The organism is Actinomycetota bacterium (assembly GCA_028698215.1).
In the GTDB taxonomy this organism is placed as follows: Bacteria; Actinomycetota; Humimicrobiia; order Humimicrobiales; family Humimicrobiaceae; genus Halolacustris.
Map to the genome: position 1 here is coordinate 1 of JAQVDY010000018.1, position 15,972 is coordinate 15,972.

The 15,972-nt window shown below is 46.1% G+C and carries 16 protein-coding genes; 9 read left to right on the top strand and 7 right to left on the bottom strand.

From position 1 onward, the window contains the following. Positions 1-261 precede the first annotated feature (261 nt). Together PHN32_06265 and PHN32_06270 are read left to right on the top strand one after the other, a co-directional pair. On the top strand, positions 262-717 hold the full coding sequence (locus PHN32_06265) for a hypothetical protein (GenBank protein ID MDD3777193.1): 456 nt from the start codon (positions 262-264) through the stop codon (positions 715-717). After that, a complete protein-coding gene (locus tag PHN32_06270) occupies positions 692-931 on the top strand; it encodes a hypothetical protein (GenBank protein ID MDD3777194.1) in 240 nt (79 codons plus the stop codon). The genes PHN32_06265 and PHN32_06270 overlap by 26 nt, the downstream gene beginning before the upstream one ends. Positions 932-1,297: 366 nt before the next feature. Here the strand turns inward: PHN32_06270 and PHN32_06275 are convergent, their stop codons facing one another. After that, positions 1,298-2,101 carry a carbon-nitrogen hydrolase family protein gene (locus PHN32_06275; GenBank protein ID MDD3777195.1) on the bottom strand — a complete coding sequence of 268 codons (804 nt, stop codon included), beginning with the start codon at positions 2,099-2,101 and terminating at the stop codon, positions 1,298-1,300. A gap of 91 nt (positions 2,102-2,192) precedes the next feature. Between PHN32_06275 and PHN32_06280 the strand changes: the two genes are divergently transcribed. Continuing rightward, positions 2,193-3,479, top strand: coding sequence for a sugar phosphate nucleotidyltransferase (locus PHN32_06280; GenBank protein ID MDD3777196.1), 1,287 nt, complete (start codon positions 2,193-2,195; stop codon positions 3,477-3,479). Here PHN32_06280 and PHN32_06285 read toward each other — a convergent pair. Further along, a complete protein-coding gene (locus tag PHN32_06285) occupies positions 3,476-3,766 on the bottom strand; it encodes a hypothetical protein (GenBank protein ID MDD3777197.1) in 291 nt (96 codons plus the stop codon). The genes PHN32_06280 and PHN32_06285 overlap by 4 nt on opposite strands. 142 nt (positions 3,767-3,908) lie before the next feature. Between PHN32_06285 and PHN32_06290 the strand changes: the two genes are divergently transcribed. Then, entirely contained in the window at positions 3,909-4,133 is a 225-nt protein-coding gene (locus PHN32_06290; protein MDD3777198.1) for a hypothetical protein, read from the top strand. Positions 4,134-4,372: 239 nt separating this feature from the next. Here PHN32_06290 and PHN32_06295 read toward each other — a convergent pair whose 3' ends face one another. Further along, positions 4,373-5,254, bottom strand: coding sequence for a thiamine pyrophosphate-dependent enzyme (locus PHN32_06295; protein MDD3777199.1), 882 nt, complete (start codon positions 5,252-5,254; stop codon positions 4,373-4,375). A gap of 11 nt (positions 5,255-5,265) precedes the next feature. Beyond that, a complete protein-coding gene (locus PHN32_06300; GenBank protein ID MDD3777200.1) occupies positions 5,266-6,999 on the bottom strand; it encodes a 2-oxoacid:acceptor oxidoreductase subunit alpha in 1,734 nt (577 codons plus the stop codon). 162 nt (positions 7,000-7,161) lie between these two features. Here PHN32_06300 and PHN32_06305 point away from each other — a divergent pair, with 162 nt between their 5' ends. From PHN32_06305 to PHN32_06320, 4 genes are read left to right on the top strand one after another with little or no spacing between them, the layout of a single operon-like run. Continuing rightward, a complete protein-coding gene (locus PHN32_06305; GenBank protein ID MDD3777201.1) occupies positions 7,162-8,187 on the top strand; it encodes a GntG family PLP-dependent aldolase in 1,026 nt (341 codons plus the stop codon). A 22-nt stretch (positions 8,188-8,209) separates the two neighbouring features. Further along, positions 8,210-8,491 (top strand): glutaredoxin family protein, encoded by a 282-nt coding sequence (locus PHN32_06310; protein ID MDD3777202.1) that lies wholly within the window; start codon positions 8,210-8,212, stop codon positions 8,489-8,491. Beyond that, complete coding sequence (locus PHN32_06315; GenBank protein MDD3777203.1) at positions 8,475-8,966, top strand: ferredoxin-thioredoxin reductase catalytic domain-containing protein; 492 nt, start codon at positions 8,475-8,477, stop codon at positions 8,964-8,966. The genes PHN32_06310 and PHN32_06315 overlap by 17 nt, the downstream gene beginning before the upstream one ends. An 11-nt stretch (positions 8,967-8,977) precedes the next feature. Then, a complete protein-coding gene (locus PHN32_06320) occupies positions 8,978-9,934 on the top strand; it encodes an acetylxylan esterase (protein ID MDD3777204.1) in 957 nt (318 codons plus the stop codon). On the opposite strand, the gene PHN32_06325 is transcribed toward PHN32_06320, so the two are convergent. Further along, entirely contained in the window at positions 9,921-11,087 is a 1,167-nt protein-coding gene (locus PHN32_06325; GenBank protein ID MDD3777205.1) for a putative glycoside hydrolase, read from the bottom strand. The two genes, PHN32_06320 and PHN32_06325, sit on opposite strands and share 14 nt — an antisense overlap. 124 nt (positions 11,088-11,211) lie before the next feature. Here PHN32_06325 and PHN32_06330 point away from each other — a divergent pair, with 124 nt between their 5' ends. Further along, entirely contained in the window at positions 11,212-11,721 is a 510-nt protein-coding gene (locus PHN32_06330; GenBank protein ID MDD3777206.1) for a THUMP domain-containing protein, read from the top strand. Here the strand turns inward: PHN32_06330 and dinB are convergent. Continuing rightward, positions 11,718-12,890 (bottom strand): DNA polymerase IV, encoded by a 1,173-nt coding sequence (gene dinB, locus PHN32_06335; protein MDD3777207.1) that lies wholly within the window; start codon positions 12,888-12,890, stop codon positions 11,718-11,720. The two genes, PHN32_06330 and dinB, sit on opposite strands and share 4 nt — an antisense overlap. Next, positions 12,869-15,964, bottom strand: coding sequence for a DNA polymerase III subunit alpha (locus PHN32_06340; GenBank protein MDD3777208.1), 3,096 nt, complete (start codon positions 15,962-15,964; stop codon positions 12,869-12,871). The genes dinB and PHN32_06340 overlap by 22 nt, the downstream gene beginning before the upstream one ends. Positions 15,965-15,972 lie beyond the last annotated feature (8 nt).

Consider the following 15,972-nt stretch of genomic DNA (forward strand, 5'->3'; position numbering starts at 1 on the left):
GCAGAAGATTAAAATAATTTTTCTATTTCTGTGGATTTAACCTAGCTTAAATAGCCAATAAGAGTGAATAATATTGAATAAAAGCAGGCTAGCTTGACTTTAATTTTTTATTTGCTATGGTAGGCCCTAGAAGCACTGATACCAAAGAACGTTACCTATAAACAAGAACTAAAAATAATTCAGTTTTTAGGCAATTAAGGTTTTCAGTGCAATTCATTTTTCTTTCTTTAAGGTATTAATCATTACCAGTGAGGTGAAATTATGGGTTTGGCCAACGATAATTTTAAAAGGGTAATAGAGGATGCCAGGGGTGATATAAATAAAAAGAAGGAAGTGGAAGAAATAATAGAACAAAAGATAAGCCATAGCTCGGAAAACCCAAATAAGGATAGATACCAGGCTTCCTTAAATTATTTGGACCTGACCGGAGAAGTAAATGCAAATTTAAAAGATTTTAACCGCCTTGTTACTGGCCAAAAAGGTTTTCTGCCCGGACAGTTAAAAATATGCAATTTGGTCCGGGATTGGTTTAAAACAGCTAAAGACTATTATAAGTGTAGATCTGATTTCTACTTCTATTTAACCCAAGAGCAGCAAAAAAGGGCGAAGCTTTTAAAGAAAAAATTATTGGATATTGAAAAAAAATTAGAACAACAAATGTATTACCAGGAACAAGATGGTGATTTAAAAAATGAAATGCGCAGAAAAACAGGATAGGCAAAAAATTAGGCATAAAGAATTTATTGAGGATATCTTTGCCCGGCCATTTCTAAATAAAAACCCTTACTGTGAGAGATGTATAGAAAAGGGACGCAGCAGCCGGGCAGACAAGGTAGTCCACATAAAATATCCAGGAGGCAATTTTAAGCTTTTTTGGGACCAGAACAACTGGCAGGGTTTGTGCCGGCACCATTGGTCTAAAAATAATTAAGGTTTAAATTGGGGGGATATTGAAGTTTGACCAGTATTTCTTTATAGCCGCATTTTTTAAAGGGAAATAGTAAGTTTTTAGTTAACTTCCAATATTAGTTACTGCCATGACCCCTTTCCCCTATGGGCCTGGAGGTTTTCTACCTGGTAGGCTGATCACCTATTTATAGCCTCAAACCGTAAATCCAGGTTTTGGGAATATCAATGGGTATAGCAGCCATTAATTTACCCCCTGTCCCATTAGGTAAAATTAGTAATATTTATTCCTAAAAATTAATGACATGATTTTGCAAAATAAGAGTAATTTTTTAATAAAATAATTATTACAATTGGTCGGTAAACAAGATAAAGACAGGTTAAACCTGGGCTAATAAAGATCAGGTTTAAGGTGTTTTAAAAGGGGCAGTTCTTCTCTTACCTTGTCCAGGTATTCAAGGTCAATGGAGGCATAAAGTACCTGTTGCCCTGTACCGGCCTCCGCCAATATTTTTCCCCAGGGGCCAGCTACCAGGGAATGGCCGTAAGCAATATAGGGGCCTTGGGGGTTTCTGGCTGGAGATACAGCAGCCAGGTAGACCTGGTGGTCCAAAGCCCGGGACCTGGTAACCAGATGCCAGTGGGCCGGTCCGGTAGTCATGTTAAAAGCAGCGGGTACCACAATCAGTTTAGCTTGCTGCCGGGCCATGGATCTGATAAGTTCCGGAAAACGCATATCGTAGCAGACACAAACCCCTATTTTTGTCCATTCTGTTTCAAAGACGGTGACCTGGTTGCCGGCGGAGAGCACTGCTGATTCTTGAAAACTTATGCCCTGAGCTATATCTACATCAAACAAATGAATTTTTCGGTGCCTGGCTATCAAGCTGCCCTGGGGGCCAAATACAAAACAGCTGTTATAGATAGAGTCGCCCTCTCTTTCCGGTATGGACCCGCCAATGATAAATTTGTTTAACTGCCGGGCTAAAGAGCTAAGCATATTGGTAGAAATACCGGGGTATTCTTCTGCATATTGGCCAAAATATTGGATAGAATAAGGGCAGTTAAACATTTCCGGTAAAATAATTAAGTCTGCATGGCCGGCCGCCTGGGTGATCATCCGGGCTGCATTTTCCAGGTTTTGGTCCTTGCTTTCAGTTACTTTTAGCTGGCAGGCAGCTATATCTATATTCAATTTATACCTCCTAAATTCTAATTATAACCTATTTGTAACAGGGTTACATAGCTGTTATTATTTATCCAAAACAACTATAATAGTTTATAGGATGAAAAGAGATGTAATAGCTTATGTACTAGGGGGCGGAGCTGGGAAAAGGCTTTATCCTTTAACCAGGGATAGAACCAAACCGGCAGTGCCTTTTGGCGGAAGTTACAGGGTAATTGATTTTGTACTAAGCAATTTTTTAAATTCTAAAGTAGAGAAGATATATATAGTAACCCAGTATGAGCCCAGGTCCCTGGAAGAACACATAATGAGGGCCTGGACTCCTCTATTTGGTATGGGAAAACACCGGTGTGTAAGGCTTCTCCCTCCCCGAAAAGGTGATGATACCGGCTGGTATGCCGGAACTGCGGATGCCGTTTTCCAGAATAGAAGGTTTATAGAGGAAGATGCAGCGGATATAGTGAATGTGTTCTGCGGTGACCATATCTACCTTATGGATATCTCCCAGATGAATGATTTTCATATGTTTAAAAAAGCGGATTTAACCATTTCGGCCATACCGGTAAAAACAGAACTGGCTGCCGGCCGCTATGGCGTGCTGGTAGTAGATGAGCAGTGGAAGCTGCTAAGGTTTGAGGAAAAACCGGAAAAACCCACCAATATACCGGGTATGCCGGGCTATTGCCTGGCTTCCATGGGTAATTATGCTTTTGACCCCCAGGTGCTTCTAGACGGGCTTATCCACCTGTCCCGGATAAAATTTAAGGATGATCCTTTAACCAAGCATGGAAGCAGGTTCTCCTCCTTGGATTTTGGTTTTGATGTCATACCCCAGATGCTAAAAAGCAGGCGAAAAATTTATGTGTACAATTTTAACTTAAACAAAATACCGGGCTCCAGGCCAAACCGGCAGGGATATTGGAGGGATATCGGGGATTTGGACCAGTTTTACACTGCCAATATGGAACTGATAGGAGAGGATCCTCCTTTTGAGCTTAACAATAATGAATGGGAAATATTTACCAAGGCTGATTCCCAGCAGGCTCCCAAGATTGTAGGCCAGTCCTGTTTTAATAATAGTATTATTTCCAACGGGTCATTCCTTTACAACTGCAAGGTAGAAAATTCTATCTTGGCTTACAATAGCAGGATAGAGCCTAAAACCACCATTCAGGACTCTATTTTGCTGGGTTTAAATCAGATAGGCCGGAAGGTAGTAATCAATAAGGCCATAATAGATAAGGGAGTAAACATCCCCGATGGGGAAGAAATCGGGGTAGACAGACTCAAGGATAAAAGCAGGGGTTTTTTCATATCTCCCCAGGGTATAACGGTAGTGCCCAGGAAATATGAATTTTATCCCGGCGAAGAGAAACTGGCTATCTAGGTTCGGGGAGCAGAGGATAGGGCATCCATTATTTTATCTATTTTTTGGCTTATACTATCCAGCATTTTCTCTTTTTGGGCTAAGTTCTTTTCTTCTTTCAGCAGGTTAAGCTCTGCCCTGATTTGTTCTAAATTAAATTCAAGCTGCTCAAAATTATAGGCCTTAGAGACCATATTTTTTTTAAGCTGCTCAAGTTCGTAAGCCCTGGCCTTGTTTTTTTCCTGGTAATAAATTACCAGGGCTATCAGGCAGGACCCCAGTATTAATACTAAAATCCAAACTAACATACCTCCATTTTAACCCAGGGCGGGGGATAAAACTATAAAAAAATTTTAGGAAATTATTGCCATGCCCAATATTGTGTGATATTATTAAAACGATTTATATAAAACGGTTAACATAAAACGGTTAACATAGATGGGAGGATAAATGTTTGAGGATCTGATGTTTCAAAAATGTCCTAATTGCGGAAAGTGGCTCTACCGGAAAAGAAAATTTCATGACGGAATTTCAGGGGCTTTTGCCACTGATATAAAGGTTATCGAGGATCCCGATGGAGACCCGGTTTATGTATGTGATAACTGCAATGCCAAACTGGTGCATGTAGTAGCTAAGGGCAAACCGCTAGTATACCGGTTATCCCATGTAAAATAATTTTATCATTATCTCTTGAAGGTGATGAGTATGAACGGACAACTGATGGAGAAATTAGATGAAATTTTGTTAGTGCTGAAGTCAATTAATGAAAACTTGAATGATATCAAGGTAAATTCATTGGAAGAAGAAGATTATTACACTTAAAAAGTTAGGCTCGTAAAGCTGGAAAGAAACCAGCTACCTCATAAGCAAGCAAGGGCAATACGTTAAGTATTGCCCTTGTCTATTGAAAAGATTTAGAAATATTCATTCAGCAGTTTATTTATATCCACATCGGTTATTACATGGTCTACCAGGGGTTTTCTCTCAATTTGCTTCAGGCCGTCTTCATAGGTGGGCTTATCCACTTTGTAAAAGATACCGATAGGTATCTTGTCCTGGCTTTCTTCCTGGGATTTAGCAAAGGCCTGCAGCAAATTGGTATTATCATAATCCGATTCATCTTCAAGCTTATAGATCCGTTCCCGGTACCAGGGATAAGTATTCTTTTTGTTGAAGGTGACACAGGGCTGCAGCACATCTATAAAGGCAAAGCCCTTATGCTTGATGGCTTCCATTATCAGGGTGCTCAGGTGGTCTACCTGGCCCGAAAATCCCCTGGCTACAAAGGAAGCTCCCGAAGTTAAGGCTAAGGCTATGGGGTTTACCGGCTCTTCCAGCACTCCCTTGGGGGTGGATTTGGTTTTAAACCCCTGGTCGGAGGTAGGGGCGGCCTGTCCGGTGGTTAGCCCATAGATGCGGTTGTCATGCATGATATAGGTTATATTTATATTTCTACGGCAGGTATGCATGAAATGGTTGCCCCCTATGCCGGCTCCGTCGCCATCTCCGCCCAAAACTAGAACCTGCAGCTTATGGTTGGCCAGCTTGGCTCCGGTAGCTACGGGCAGGGCACGGCCATGCAGGGCATGGAAAGCATAGGTTTTAGTAAAATTGGTTCCGTTTCCGGAGCATCCTATGCCGTAAACTGCCAGTACCTGATGGGGCTTTAGCCCCAGTTGGGCCAAAGCCTTCTTAACCGAGTTCCATATACCATAGTTTCCGCATCCCAGGCACCAGGTAGGCCTGGTATGGGTATTAAAGTCCTCAGGTTTTATGCCTGTATCTTTTTTAGTCATAATCTTCTCCCTTAAAGCTGTTCAATACCTGAAATAATTTCTTCCGGCAAAAACTGCCTGCCATTGTATTTCAGTATGCGGTTATTTATTTTAAATCCGGTATTCATCATCAGCAATTTGCCCAGCTGGGCGGTTTTATTGTTTTCAATAAGCACGTTTCTGTTACTATCCTTAATTAACTTGTTTACTGGCTCCACCATAAAAGGATAAAGGTAGGTGAAATGAACCAGGTTTACCTTTTTCTGGTCCCGGTTTAAGGTTTTCATGGCTTCCAGGATGGGCCCTTTGCACGATCCCCAGCTCCAGCAAGTAATTTCTGCCTCCGGGGGCCCGTACAGTTTGGGGGGATCAAGGTCTTTTATAAGGGTGTTTACCTTATTAAACCGCTTGTCCATCATTTCCTTGCGGTTATTGGCGTCTTCGCAGGAAAATCCATACTGGTCGTGTTCATCGGTATTGGCCACATGAACCCCTCCCTTTAGTCCTGCCGCTACCCGGGGGGAAATGCCGCTGGAATTTATCTTGTACCTCTTGTAATCTGCATTTTGGTCTAAGGGCTGAGTAATAAATTGGCCCCGGTCTACCTTTATTTTAGAGGCATCAAACTTTTCACAGGAAAAATGACTCTCGGAAAGATGCTTGTCCAGCAAAATAATTACCGGTATCTGGTATTTATCAGCCAGGTTGAATGCCTTTCCAGTCATATAAAAGCATTCTTCCGGATCCCCGGGAGCCATAACTATCCTCAAGTATTCTCCATGGGCGGCATGTACCGCAAACATCATATCTCCCTGTTCGGTCCAGGTAGGAAGACCGGTGGCTGGTGCCGGCCTCTGGGAAAGGACCATAACCAGGGGGGTTTCGGTCATGGCTGCGGCTGATAAGCCTTCATTCATTAAAGAAAAGCCTCCCCCGGAGGTGGCCAGCATGGTCCTGGCCCCGGCAAAAGATGCTCCCAGGGCCATATTTACCACGGCCAGCTCGCTTTCAGCATGTTTGGTAACAATATTGTATTCATCCTCAATGGCAGCGAAGGAATGCAGTATGGAAGAGGAGGGAGTCATAGGATAAGCCACATAGAATTTACAGCCTGACCGTACTGCCCCTAAAAACACGGCATCATTTCCGGTAACCATCATCTTGTTTTTTTGCTTAACCACTTCCAAATTATAGGGAAGGGAATTATTGAGCTTTTCCTTGATGTATTTGTAGCCCAGGTCAGCCACCCTGGTATTAAGCTCTACCACTTTCTCCCCCTTGGATGCAAACTGCTGCTTTATTACCGAATGCACCAGGTCAAAACTTAAACCTACCAGGGCTACTGCTGCCCCCAGGGCTACATTATTCCTCATAACCGGAGGGGCCTTGATTTCCTTTATAATCTTGGTAAAGGGAACTGCCATGTAATTTAAGTCTTTTCTTTTCCTGCTTAGCTCCTGGGAATCAAAATCCTGCTCGTCATATATGATATGGCTGCCGTAGGAAATTTCATCCCGGTGGATGTCTATGGTTTTGCTGTCTAAAGCTATAAGTACATCAATGCTTTTGGAAATAGAATATATGGGGCTGGTTCCCACCCTTACCGTATAAGTATTGTGGCCTCCCTTTATCAGGGAAGGGTATTCATTGGTATCAATGACATAATAGCCTTTTTTGGCGAAAATTTTAGAAAGCATAAACCCGGTAGACATTATCCCATAGCCGGCTTCTCCACCTATTTTTATGGAAACATTTTCTGTCTTCATTATTTCTCCTAAAAGGGTTAAATATATAGTAATAATATTAACATATAAGGAGATTAAATTAAATTAGTAAGTAGTAATAAATACTAATAAAATTTTTTTTAATTTATCTATTTTGGTTTGTCTAGTATTATGGATAACAATAAACAATTAAGGGGACAGGCTATGGATTTTATTGATTTTAGGAGCGATACGGTCACCCGTCCTACCCCGGATATGATAAAGGCTATGGCTTCAGCAGAGGTGGGGGATGACGTATACGGAGACGATCCCACCGTAAATAGGCTGGAGCAGGTTTCAGCAGGGATGATGGGTAAACCGGAAGCCCTGTTTGTGCCCTCCGGAACTTTTGGCAATCAGCTGTGCCTGCTTACCCATACCGGGCGGGGAAATGAAGTGATAATTGCCCGCTCCAACCATATTGTGCAGCACGAAGTGGGGGCGGCAGCCTTTATGGCTAATGTGCAGCTTATGCTGGTAGATGATAGGTGGGGGCATGTTGATTGCCAGCAGGTAAGGTCTTTAATTAGGGAAGAAGATCTCCATTATCCTAAAACCGGCCTTATATGCACCGAGAATGCCCATTCTGACGGTACAGTGCTCAGTTTAGAAGAAATGGAAAACCTATATTATATGGCCCGGCAGGAGGGCATACCGGTACACCTGGATGGGGCCCGGATATTTAATGCGGCTTTGAGCCTGGGGGTAGAAGCCAGCAGTATTGCTGCCTATAGTGACTCGGTCATGTTCTGCTTATCCAAGGGGCTCTGCTGCCCGGTAGGATCGGTGGTTTGCGGCAGTCCCCAGTTCATAACCAAAGCCCGCAAGCTGAGAAAGCTGATGGGAGGGGGATTAAGGCAGGCCGGTTATCTGGCTGCCTGCGGCCTGGTAGCTTTAAGGGACATGGTAGCCCGGCTAGCCCAGGATCATGAGCATGCCCGGTACCTGGCTTCCGGCCTGGCCCAGATTAAGCCGGTTAAAGTGGCAGAAGACAGGCTGGATATAAATATGGTGTTTTTTAATATTGACAGGGAAGGTTTTGACCACAGGCAGCTGGTAGACTACCTGTACCGGCACAGGATAAAGATTAACCCGGTAATGGGTGGTTTCTATAGGCTGGTTACCCATTACTGGATTACCAAAAAAGATATAGATTTGCTGTTAGCTAAAATTAATGATTTTTTCAAATAGGAGCAAGGAGGATAAATTGGCCCTGGAAGTAAAGACAGTGGAAGGCGAACAAAAAAAAGATATTATGATATATACCCTTTCTACCTGTGTATGGTGCAAAAAAACCAAGAGTCTTTTGCAGGATATGGGAGTAACTTACAGCTATGTGGACGTGGACCTGCTGGCGGGAGAGGACAGGGAGCAGGCTTTGCAGGAAATGAAAAAACATAACCCCAGCGGCGGTTTTCCCACCATGGTGATAGATGGGGAAGAATGCATAGTGGGTTTTGACCAGGAAAAGATAAAGGATGCATTGGAGGACTGACATGGATATGGAAGAACTGTATCAACAGAAAAAAAAGGAAGCAGGAGCAGGAGGCTATAACCTTAATCCCGATAAGGAATTTACCATGTCTTTAATAGAGGGGCTGGCTAAAAATGAACAGCGCTATGGTTACCAGTCCTGCCCCTGCCGCTTGTCGGAAGGGGTAAGGGAAAAGGATTTGGATATCATCTGTCCCTGTGATTACCGGGACCAGGACCTGGCTGAATACGGGGCCTGCTATTGCGGGTTATATGTGGATCAGGAGATTGCCAAAGGCAAAAAGAAGCTGGGATCCATACCGGAAAGAAGAGGCCAGGCCAAGCCCATAAGAAAAGAGCAGGCCAAATTTAGCATAAGCTTGCCTGTGTATAGGTGCAGGGTGTGCGGCTATCTCTGTGCCAATGAAAAACCTCCCCGGGTTTGCCCCATATGCAAGGCTTCGTCAGACCGGTTTGAACTATTCCTATCGGTTTAGGAGAATAAATTATGCTGGCAGATATGCCTTTAGAAGAATTAAGGGATTACCGGCCCGCTCCCTACCGGGAAAAGGATTTTGCTTCATTTTGGGATGAAACCAGGTCAGAAGCATTAAAAATCCCCTTAAACTATGAGATAAATGAAATAGGCTATATGGTAAGCTCTATTGAAGCTAACCAAGTCTTTTATGATGGTTTTGACCGCTCCCGTATTTGCGGCTACTACCTGCTGCCTAAAACCAGGGGCCCCCATCCGGCCATAGTCTGGTTCCATGGCTATGGGGGCAGCAAGGACCGCATCATATCTTACCTTAAATGGGTACTGCTAGGCTATGCAGTGCTGGCCATAGATATAAAAGGGCAGAGCGGCCAGAGCCTGGACCGTTCGGTATATCCTCCCCCCAGCACGGTAGGTTACATGACCAAGGGAGTGTTTGACCCCTACCATTATTATTACCGGGGAGTTTATATGGACTGCCTGAAAGCGGTCCAGTTTCTGGAAGGCAGGCCTGAAATCGATAAGGACCGGATATGTTTAACCGGGGCCAGCCAGGGAGGAGGACTTTCCCTGGCGGTAGCTGCCTTAAGCAGCCTGCCCAAGCTGGTGATTGCCGATGTGCCTTACCTTTGCCATTTTAGAAGGGCAGTGCAATGGGCAGAAGAAGCAAAAAATATTACTTATCTGGAGTTTGCCAGCCTGATCCAAAAGTTTCCGGAAAAAGAAGAGCAGATGTTTAAAAGCTTAAGCTATTTTGATAACCTGAACCTGGCTGCCTGGGTTAAGGCCAGGACAGTAATAACCTGTGCCACCAAGGATTTGATTTGCCCTCCCTCCACCATTTTTGCCGTATATAATCAAGTGGAGGCTCCCAAAACCATCAAGGTTATGCCTTTTTACGGTCACGATTTGCATACAGTGACCGCTTTTGACGAAGAAAGGCTCCAATTTTTGCTTAATTATCTGTAGCATTCCCTAAATCCGGCCGGAGGGCTTCCCTTACCAGGGAGTAGTCGTTGCGGGCATTCCAGCATAGATAACCCTGTAAGCCTAAACTGCGGGCTGCAGCTATCTGCTGGTTTATGTCTTGGGGCTGGTAGTCAATTTTTAGCCCAAAAGCCTGCACCCAGGGTATAATGAGGCAATCCTGGCCCTGGGAGCGCTCCAGCCCTTTACTTAAAGTATATTCCACTACCCGGTAGGGCTCTGATTCGGGCAGGGGAAAATCCATAAAGTAAGGGGGGTAATGGGAGGGATAGGTCATGGGATAAAGATAATCCAGGTAGGGGAGTATGGATTCCAGCTGCTGGCCTATGCCCTGGTCATCCTGCCTGAGCAGGGTAAACCCGAATACATCGGCTGATATCTTTACCCCGTAAGGGGCCAGCTGTTCCCGGGCCTGTTTTAAGAATCCGGCAATAGCTTCAGATTTAGGTTGCTGGTCCTGGTTATGGGTATACCGGGCATAACTAAGATTTCCCCGGGCAGGAGCCCTGATATAGTCAAACTGTATTTCGTCTACCCCGGCCAGGGCCACTTCCAGGGCAATATCAATATTATACTGCCATACTTCCCGGCTATAGATATCAGGCCAGTAGGAGCCTTCTGAATACAGGGGCTGGCCGTTCCTGGAGTCCTGTATGGCCAAATCAGGCCTGGCCTGGGCTAAGGCAGGATCTTTAAATACCACTATACGGGCAATAGTATAAATGCGGCGGCTGTCCATTTCCCTTAATACTTGTTTCAGGCTATAGAGGTTTAGGTCTGCCCCTATGGCGGACGGCAGGCCATGGCCGGTATCATAATCTATATGTCCGCTGTCATCCTTGACATTGAACACTATGCAGTTGAGCTCGGTTTTCTGCAGTAATTCATAAGTGCTGTACCTTTTTTCCCGGCTGGACATGCTATAGCCGGTAAGATACACTCCCTTCTGCTGGCCTTCGCTGATTTTAAACTGGTAATCTTCCGGACTTAGATAGGGGAAGACGATCATCTTGCGCCCAGGGTCCCTAATCAGGGTATCTGCATCAGAGGCAGGGACAGCACCCGCACAAACCAGGCAAAGCATCCCCATAATCAATGCAGCTGCTATTAATGCTTTTATTTTAACCGAGCCCATTAAGCTATAATACAATAATTGCAGGCCAAGATATAGTAATTATTAGCCTATTAGCCTTTATATTTTTGATACAGGTAATATAATTCTATATGTAACCTTATAAATTAATAAGGGGGAATGGAATATGGAGGCCAACTTAATTGTAAGTTATGATCCTGTCCATGGGGACATAGCCCGGCAATCAGCAGAAGCGGTGTTCAGTGAAATAGGGGTCAGGCCCCGGTGGCTGGACTCAGAATACGGAGGAGTTTTCCTGCTGGAGGTAGACCACCCCAAGCAGGTAGTAAGCGAGCTGAGGAACCTGTGCCTGGAAGATAAGGAAATCTTTAACTGGACCTATCATTATGTACCGGTAGACAGGTGGGTTCCTTCAGAAATTGGGGATATGCAGGAAGCGGTTAGGTCAGTGGCTGAAGGTATAGGGGAAAATGATATGTGGAAGCTGGATCTTACCCGCAGGCATTATCACCAGTACCAGGATCATGAGCTTATTTTAAAACTAACTGAAGTGGTAAATACTGGAGAAGTAGACTTGGAAAAACCGGAGAAGATCATAAAGGTAGAAATCATAGGCCAACATGCAGGCATATCCCTGCTGGAGCCGGACCAGCTCCTTATACTGGGCAAGATTTAATCACTGTCGTCCATTATCCTGGCCAGGGTTATCTTGTCCGGGCCAAACTTATCGGAAATCTTTTCCATGGCCTGGGTAATGTTGTGGCCCCTATGGTAGGAAGGATCATCAAACAGGGCGGCCAGCATGTATTCAGGCTTAAGGTTGCTGGCAGATATGCCTATAAGCCTTATCTTCTTTTTGCTGAGGTCGGTTTTGGCCAGTATGTTGGTGGCTGCCCGGTGTATCTCCAGTATATCCGAGGTATAGTGGTTCAGGGTCACGTTCCTGGTAATGGTCTTAAAATCAGCAAATCTCAGCTTTAAGGTCAGGGTCCTGGCCCGGTACTGCTGGCGGTTAAGATGATGGGCTACTTTCTGGGCCAGGGCCAGCAGGGTAGAGCGGAGCAGGGCCATATCACTTATATCCTGGCTGAAGGTTGTTTCCCTGCCTATGGATTTGGGTTCCTGGTTGGGCACTACCGGCCGGTTATCAATCCCGTGGGCCAGCTGGTGCATTACTTTTCCCAGTTGACCGAACTTGCCCTGCAGTACATCTACCGGAGTATCTGCCAGCTGGCCTATGGTTTCTATCCCCATGCGGTTTAAGTTCTCCTGCACTACCCTGCCTGCCCCCCAGATATAGGATACGGGAAGCTGCCTTATCTTTTCCTTGATTTTTTGCCAGTCCTCAAATACGGTAAGGCCATTGGGCTTGCCCAGGCCGGAGGCCAGTTTGGCAAAGAACTTATTGCAGGCTACTCCGGCGGAGGAAGTGAGATTGGTCTGCTCATATATTTTGCCCTTTATCTTTTTGGCTATTTCCACTGCCTGCCCGAACAGTTTCTGGCAGCCGGTTACATCCATAAACCCTTCATCGGAGCCTATCATTTCCACCAGGGGAGTAAACTGGCAGAAGATCTCCCGGATAACCGCTGATTCAGCCAGATACTTTTCCATATTAACCGGCACATAGATTCCATGGGGGCAGAGCCTTTTGGCCTGGGAGATAGGCATGCCGGCATGCAGGCCGTATTTCCTGGCTTCATAAGAAGCAGAAGAGATGACCCCCCGGTTAACCGGGCTTCCCACAATCAAGGGAGCATTTTTATACTGGGGATGGTCTCTTTGCTCAATCTGGGCAAAGAAAGCATCCATGTCTATATGTATTATCTTTGTCTCTGTGGCCATACCGGTACCGCCTCTGCCAGCAGCTGGTTTTTTATATTAGTATCCTTAAGCTTCTGCCTGGCCCTTTTTAAATTATCCAGGCTCCAGACCCTGCCGGCTATGATTAAAATACTGCCTTCCTTCAAGCTTGCCCTGCCCTTTACCAGAAGGGCAGGATAGCGGGTAATGGTTATGCGGTTCTGCAGGTAGGCCTGGGGGAAAAACAGGCATTCATACATCCCTCCCTCATCTTCCAGGGTGCAAAAAAGCATTTCCTCTCCGCTTTTAGTCTTTTCTATCCTGCGGTTTATGACCATGCCTGCAGCCATAACCTGGCTATTGTGCTTAAATTTCCTGCTGCTGGTGACCTTCAGCCGGCTAATTTCGTCCCGGTAGCAGCTTAAAGGGCTGGCACTGGCTGCAAAACCCAGCAGCTCCGTTTCCAGGCAGAGCTTATCGGCCAGGCTAAAATCTGATACGGAGCCCAGCCCGTGGCCGCCCTCCTTGTTTTTCTGCTTTTGCCAAAAGTATAGCAGTAGTTTTCTACGGTTGGAAGCGGCAAAGTCAAAGGCACCTACCCGTATGAGGCTCTGCACTGCAGTGCTGCTGATCTTGCCCCTAACCATGCATCTACGGCAAAAATCATCCAAACCCTTAAAAGCGCCCCCGCTGTTCCTTTCTTCTATTATATGTTTTACGGTAGCAGGGCCCAGGCCTTTTACTGAGGTTAAGGGGACCTGGATAGCCCTGCCTTTATCTTTCGGCATAAATTTAAAGCCGCTGCTGTTTATGCTGGGAGGCTTTATGCTGATGCCAAACCTTCTGGCTTCTTCCACATATTGGGCAGCAGGGTAGTACCCGGAGCCATAGGAAAGTATGGCTGCTAAAAAATAGGCAGGAAAGTAGTTTTTAAGATAGCAGGTTAGATAGCTTAACCGGGCATAGGCCAGGGCATGCGCCTTTAGAAAGCCATAACTGGCAAACTTGGATATATAGCCAAACACCAGGCTGGCTGTTGGAGAGTCATAGCCCTGGTTCCGGGCTCCTTTTATAAAGGTTTGTTTTAAAGTCTGCATCTGCTGCCTGGACCTTTTGGTAATGGCCCTCCTTAAAAGATCGGCCTGGCTAAAGGAATAGCCGGCTATGAGGCGGGCAATCCTTAAGGCCTGCTCCTGGTATATGATGATGCCGTAGGTTTCTGCCAGGATGGGCTCCAGGTCAGGATGGGGGTAGGTAACCTTCTGGCGGCCAAACTTTCTCTTTATAAAGTCCTTTCCCAGGCCCGACTGCTGGGGCCCGGGCCGGTAAAGGGCCAGCAGCAGGGCAATATCCTGCAGGCAGGCTGGCTTTATACTTCTGGCCAGGCTCCTGATGCCGGTGCTTTCCAGCTGAAAAACGCCCAGGGTGTTTCCTTTGGATATCATGGAAAACACACGGGCATCATTTTCGGCTAAAGTTTCAGTATTGATAGGCAAGCCTTCCTGCTTAAGCATTCTGGTTACCTCCTGTATTAGGGTGAGGCTCAGAGAATTTATTAAATCTATCTTTAAGATACCCAGCTCCTCTATGCTGTTCATGTCATACTGGCTCATCAGTTTGCCTTCAGAAGAAAGCATCATGGGAATTTTTTCCTCCAGGGGCTGCTCGGATACTATTACTGCTGAAGGGTGGGTAGACAGGTGCCTGATGCGTTCAGATATCCGGGAAGAAAGCAAAACCATATTATTGTACCGGGACCGGGCATCCTTTTTTTGGTATTTAAGATCCAGCAGCAGCTGGTCGGTTTCCTGCTTGCTGTAATTAAGTATCCTGGAGGTCTCCCGTACTGCTGCCCGGGTCCTTAAGGTAGCAAAGGTGCATACCCGGCCTACATTACTGGAGCCGTAGCGCTGCTGCAGGTACTCCAGGACTTTTTCCCGGTCCTGATGGGCAATATCCATATCTATGTCCGGGGGCTGTTTTCTCTGCCGGTTTAAAAACCTTTCAAAATAAAGGTTGTTTTTTACCGGATCCACATCGGATATGCCCAATACATAGGAGGCCAGGCTGCCGGCGGCAGAACCCTTGCCGCAGGTAGGTATATGCTGCTGGCGGGCAAACCTGGCTATATCCCATACCATTAAAAAATAGCTGCTGTAGCCCCTGTCTGATATCACCTCCAGCTCGTAATCCAGCCTATGGTAAAGCTGGGGCCCGGGCCGGCCATACCTTTTTTTAAGCCCGGCATAACACAATGCTTTAAGATAGCTGGACTGGCTGCCGGAGCGGGGGACCTTAAACCGTGGTATATCAAGGTGGCCCAGTTTTAGCTCAAGCTGGCAGGAATTGGCTATAAGGCGGGTGTTGGATATGGCTTCCGGCAGGTCTGCAAACAGCTCTTCCATCTGGCGGGGTGACTTGAAATAATGCTGGTCATTATCTACCGGCCTTAAGCAGGGATCAATTTTTCCTGCCATGGATTTTAGTTTGTAGACGGCCTGGTAATCCGGCCAGTGCTGCTGCTTTAGGTAATGCACATCATTGGTAGCTACCATGTTGGCCTTCTGCTGCCGGGCAAAGTTTACCAGGGTTTCAGAAATGCCAGCCGCCCTTACCGAGGCAGGGTATCTTTGTATCTCCAGATAAAAGTCATCTCCAAACAGCTCCTGGTAGAATTGGAGGGCTTTGCCGGCCTCATCTTTGTGCCCCTGGCCCAGCAGCACCGGTATCTGGCCCTGGCGGGCAGGGCTTAAGGCGGTCAGCCCGGAGCAGTTTTGCTTTATCCAGCCAGCTTCCAGATAGGGAACCGTACCCCGGCTTTCGGTATGGGCCCTGGTTATCAGCCGGCACAGGTTTCGGTACCCGGCCTCATTGCGGCACAGAAGCACCAGGCTCCACAGGCCTGAGTGGTGGAGGTAAACCTGGCATCCCAGGATGGGTTTTAATCCTTTGGCCCGGGCCTGGCAGTAAAACTCTATAGCCCCGTGCATCACATTCCTGTCGGTAAGGGCTGCTGCCTGCATACCATACCGGCAGGCACCAGAGACCACATCCCCTATGGTGATATTGGATTCAAGGATGCTGTACTGGCTGTGCAGGTGAAGATGGCAAAACATGTTAATCT